This window comes from Sporomusa malonica, assembly GCF_900176355.1.
Lineage (GTDB): Bacteria > Bacillota > Negativicutes > Sporomusales > Sporomusaceae > Sporomusa > Sporomusa malonica.
This window is the reverse complement of sequence record NZ_FWXI01000052.1, coordinates 1-4905: the sequence shown is the minus strand read 5'-3', so window position 1 is coordinate 4905 and position 4905 is coordinate 1. Positions and strand designations below refer to the sequence as shown.

Annotated in this window: 4 protein-coding genes; all 4 read right to left on the bottom strand. The window is 42.4% G+C overall.

Features of this window, described 5'->3' with window-relative positions:
* Positions 1-322: transposase (locus B9A22_RS24665; RefSeq protein ID WP_176215687.1), on the bottom strand; the 322-nt coding region annotated here is incomplete at its 3' end.
* Positions 323-381: 59 nt separating this feature from the next.
* The gene (locus B9A22_RS24660) at positions 382-1605 is read right to left on the bottom strand and encodes a hypothetical protein (protein ID WP_139796395.1); all 1224 of its coding nucleotides are present in this window, start codon (positions 1603-1605) and stop codon (positions 382-384) included.
* Between the two features lie 535 nt (positions 1606-2140).
* The gene (locus B9A22_RS24655; RefSeq protein ID WP_139796394.1) at positions 2141-2662 is read right to left on the bottom strand and encodes an imm11 family protein; all 522 of its coding nucleotides are present in this window, start codon (positions 2660-2662) and stop codon (positions 2141-2143) included.
* Between the two features lie 32 nt (positions 2663-2694).
* Positions 2695-4905, bottom strand: a 2211-nt coding sequence (locus tag B9A22_RS24650; RefSeq protein WP_176215686.1) for a hemagglutinin repeat-containing protein, incomplete at its 5' end; no start/stop codon positions are given.

Here is a 4905-nt window from a genome sequence, read left to right as displayed (position 1 = left end):
CTATTCCTTCACTTTTGAACCGATCTTGAAATAAATGCCCTATCTTTTTGTACTTTTTATTAAAATAATGGACATAGCTAATATTTATCCGTTTCATGATATTAGCTATGTTCACTTCACCTTCCTGCAACATTAGATGGACATGATTATCCATCAGACAAAATGCATGCAGTAAATATATATTTTCTTGTTTTTTTTGATATAGGATTTCGATAAAGTTCTGCTTATCTTCCTCATCCAGAAAAATATTCTTCCTGTCATTCCCTCGAATCATAACATGGTAATACCCGCTATTGCTCTTTTTCCGCTGCTGTCTTGGCATTTTTTCACCTCTTCTTCAGCATATCTGTAATTGAAATTTTTGTCAAGACAAAAGAACCGTCACTTTGTCTTTTCTTTGTCTTCTTCTGATTCTGCCTGAATATTGGAGAGAGCACTATGCTGCTCGGACTGTCCCACTGCTACCGTGTTACCAACTGGCGTATTACTAGGGCTCACGACACTACCGCTCTGTCCTAAAGTTTTACTGCCTTGTAAAATAGTATCTCCTAGTACTGTTTGGATTTTCGACACATCAGACTGTTGCGTAGATTGTAAATTTGAAAAGTTTCCCCCATTGCCAATTTGGTTAACTGCCGAATTTAACCCCATTTGTTGCAATATATTGTTATTTCCGTTACCTACGCCCGACACTGAGCTGTTTTGCCCAGATTGTCCTATTGATGTCTGGTTATTTACCGGTGTATTACCAGGGTTTATTGTAGTACCACCATTTTGAGCCAGTGTTGAGTTGCCTTGCAGAGTGGTATTTCCTAAAACAGTTTGGACTTTCGATACATTCGATTGCTGAGTAGATTGTAAAGTAGAAAAATTGCCCCCAGTAACGCTCGTGGGATTCTTAGTAATGTTGTTTACACTGGGTGCATGGATGATTACTGCTTGTCCGCCACCAAAAAGAGAGGTGGAACTTGGTAGTTGTTCGTAGATTGTTTCGTCATGGAAGCGAAGGATTGCATCAACGTACTTAGGGTTTTCCTCAGTATCGCTTTCGTCATAGTAATAGAGTCTATTGTAAAAACTGGACCTGTAAGTTGCTGTATCTGCCAAGTGACGAGTACTTGCCCTCACCCGTCCCTGTGAGATATTATTAATCACTCCACTAGCATCAAGTATACCGGAGGCAACTACCGTACTATTATTATTGTTCACGGTACCGGCTCGCAGAAATATATTTCCACTAGCTGCTATTTTCCCCTCTGGCGAATCCTGGATGAAATTAGTTTCTGTAACGGTTTGCCCCAGCATCCAAGTTGGGGCATTGCGAGAACCAAATTGATCCAAAGCACCTGTGCTATTTATAAGAATTGCAGTATCAGGGTCAAGTAAATTTGTGCAGAATCCACTCCAGGTAATATCCTCACCACCACCATGAGAACCACCGCCCTGGCGCGTCTTCCAATATACCCTATGATCAAAAGGGCTGGAGTATGTCACATCAGAAACTACCGTTTGCCCAGTAACAAGTACCCGTTTCTTATTGGTTATATCATTAGCATATATCACTATATTGCCATCAGCCTCAATCGTCGCCGACTGATTAAGCACTAAAGCAGTAGAAGACAAGAGAACCGTCACTTTGTCTTTCTTAAATAGCGACTACTCGGTTCTGTATGGATAGTATAGAGACCATTCGAGGGCAACGTGATATTCATGCCATTCTTGTTTACTACGTTAGAAACAGCACTATTGGTCCCAGTTTGTCCGACTGCTGCCGTGCTACCAACTGGCGTACTACTAGGGCTCCATCTTGATTAATTTTTATCAAGACACTTCCTCCGTCCCCTTGTCCCGTTCCTTCCTTGTCCCGTTCTATCTGTAATTGAAGTCTTTGTCAAGACAAAAGAACCGTCACTTTGTCTCTTTTCACCTCTTCTTCAGCATATCTGTAATTGAAATTTTTGTCAAGACAAAAGAACCGTCACTTTGTCTCTTCTTTGTCTCTTATTTGGTTGTCAATAACCCCGTCCCCTTGACACCGCTAATTTGGTGTCACCAGACGACACTGAGAGCAAAAAGAAGGTCAACGGATTTTTTACGTCCGTTGACCTCGTTTGTTTAGACTACCTCCACACCCTTTATCTTATTCACTCTCAGAATCCCAAACCAATTCAAACTTAAATCCGACTAATCCATTTTCTAAAACACTGTTCCGGAACTCGTCCGAAACAAATGGCCTACGTACCGGTTCATCAATAATCTTAAAAATGTGCTTACCTTTCACGCATTCCGGCTTAAAAGCATATTTGTTGAATAACATAATTCTTCCTGAACTCTTAAATCTTTCAAAGTCCGCTTTTTCATAATCAATACAATTTACTACATCAAGAACATTAATAGCATAATACTCGCCCTTTCTACATCTTAAAGGCAACACCTCAACGGTATCTCCCATTAAATCTTTTAATACGGCTATAGCCATTGGTGTAAAAACTGGAACTCCTCCAGATAAACCCGGTGTATCACTTTTTTTTCTATCTTCTATCACACGAACCGCAATAGGAGTCCAAGTATCGGCAAGTTTTCTCCCATCAAATCTTAATAATTCCCAGTCCTCTTGTTTTAATGTAGTTAAGTTATCGAAGTTATTTACATCAGCATCCAAATGCCATATTCGCAACTGCTCCAACTCCTTTACTAATTCATAAACGTCCCATTTTTCAGTTTTGTGGATATTGTTTCTAAAATATCCAATGCCTCGGCTTTATTAGTTGCGTTACGTAGTAATTCATTGACTTTGTTATAATAAGCATCAGTGTGAAGACTGGGATGATATGCCGAGTTACTTACATCTTTTACCGTCGGTAAAAACGCGCCATTGGCTGCATCATCAATGCCTACTCCGAATTTTTCCAATATAGCTCGAGCCTCGTTTGCTTTAGGAGAATTACCAGCAACAATATGGTGAGCCGCACTTGCATAATCTGGTCGTTCTGCCCCGGCTGTTATTAAGTTCTCAGCGAGTTTTTTAGATGAAGCAGCACTACTTCCCGTTGAAACAGCCGTTTTTACAACACTGACCGTCTTACCCAATCCGAGCGATCCAATATAGAGAGCTATTTCCTTGACTGCTGCTTCGTTATTTCCCTCACTGACAAAGAGAATGACTTCTCCTGCAGTCACTGTCGCACTAAGCCCAGGTATCGCTCCACCAGCTTGAAGAAGCGTATGTATATTTTGGAGCGCGAGCTCTTTGCTCATACCGTAGTTTTGCAGGTCTGTATCAAATACATATCCAGTCTTGTTAATTTCATTCAGTATGTCGGCTATATTCGATTCGTCGTTTGCTCTTGACGTAAGCTCTACATCTTGAGCTTGTGCTACATTCGACCATTTTTGCTTTATCTCTTGTTCTTTTGCTTTGGCTTGTTCAGGTGTTATTTTACCTTCCTGTAACAACTTTTGATTATCTGCCAATTCCTGTATATACTTAGCATACTGCTCATGTGACAGATAGTTATTCTTCGTTCCACTAGCTGCAGTTGATGCACCTGTCTGCGCATTACCACCAGCAACTTGGGAGGAAACAGCTCCTACTAAGGCACTTGCCCATTGATGTAAGGCAGGGTCTGTGATCTTGGAGAGTTCGCCTTGAATAATTTCATTTACTCCTGCTCCTACTGCTCCAGCGGCAAAACTACTTCCTCCAAGTTCAGACATGATTCCACCTACTAAAGCGTGCAGAGCTACTTTTTCAGGACTTCCTTCTTTCCAGCCGTTCTTAATAGCCAAATCCCCAACAGCTTGGTACGCTACTTCACCAAATACCTGTGCCAATTCCTGCCGTTCCTGCACCGTCTTCTTATCGAATATCTTGCCTAATGCATTCACTGCACCACTAGGATCACGACTTAAACCACTTAAGTCTTGGTTCGGATTACTCCGAACTTCAATCGTTCCTGGCGAAATTGCAGATTGGGTAGTACTATCCGCATCCTCACTGGCAGTTACACCAATGTTAGGCGTCAGTCCCAGGTCTTTCTTTTCTACGTCCTTACCGTTTGCATCTTTACCAGCGGCGTAGCCAACACCAATGCTGTTTGCCTTATACTCCGCCTTATTCTCAATATCGCTAAAGGTCAGCGTATCAGTACTCAGCGTATTCTTATCCGGTGTGGCCTCGCTGCTAATGACCGCACCCTTAAGGTCAGTGTTCTTCTCTACAGTGATGTCAAAACCATCTTTACCGGCGTATATACCGGCCTGTTCAACAACGCTATTGTACTCGGAGTTGGTTTTACCTGCACTTACAGAACCATGAGTGCCGCTAATTTTATCGGTCCCAAAACCAAAGCCAACACTCTGATTTTTCGCTGTGTAGGTATCGCTGTCCTGCTGACTGACAATATTTAGATTTCCACCGATACCGGCCACAACTTTTTCGCCTTTGACCTGGGAGCCAATAATATTGGTATCGTTACCAGACTTTAGGGTCGCGGTGCCGCTAGCATTGATTACACTTTCAGTATTGGTACCGATTGTTACATTTTCCTTACCCTTGCTAGAGCTGGCACTGCCGGTGAATCCGCCGAAAGAACCTGTTAGCCCAAAGGAAGCTCCTATGGATGAGGAAGATGAGTTGGTTTTGGTGTTAGTCTGCTCTTTGTTTTGAGCTGACTCGATGTTGAGGTCTTTTGCCGCATCGAGAGTGACATCGGTAGCATTGACGCTCGTCGCCTTTAGGTTCACATTGCCTTCGGTGGCTTTGATGGTGACATTGCCGCCGGCGGTAATGTTGGACGTGTTTACGGTCTCAACATGGGTATTTTGCTCGACAGTCATTTTACTACTGCCAAGGCTCACGTTGATGGACAGGCCATCTTTAAAGTTACCTTCCAGTTGATCCCC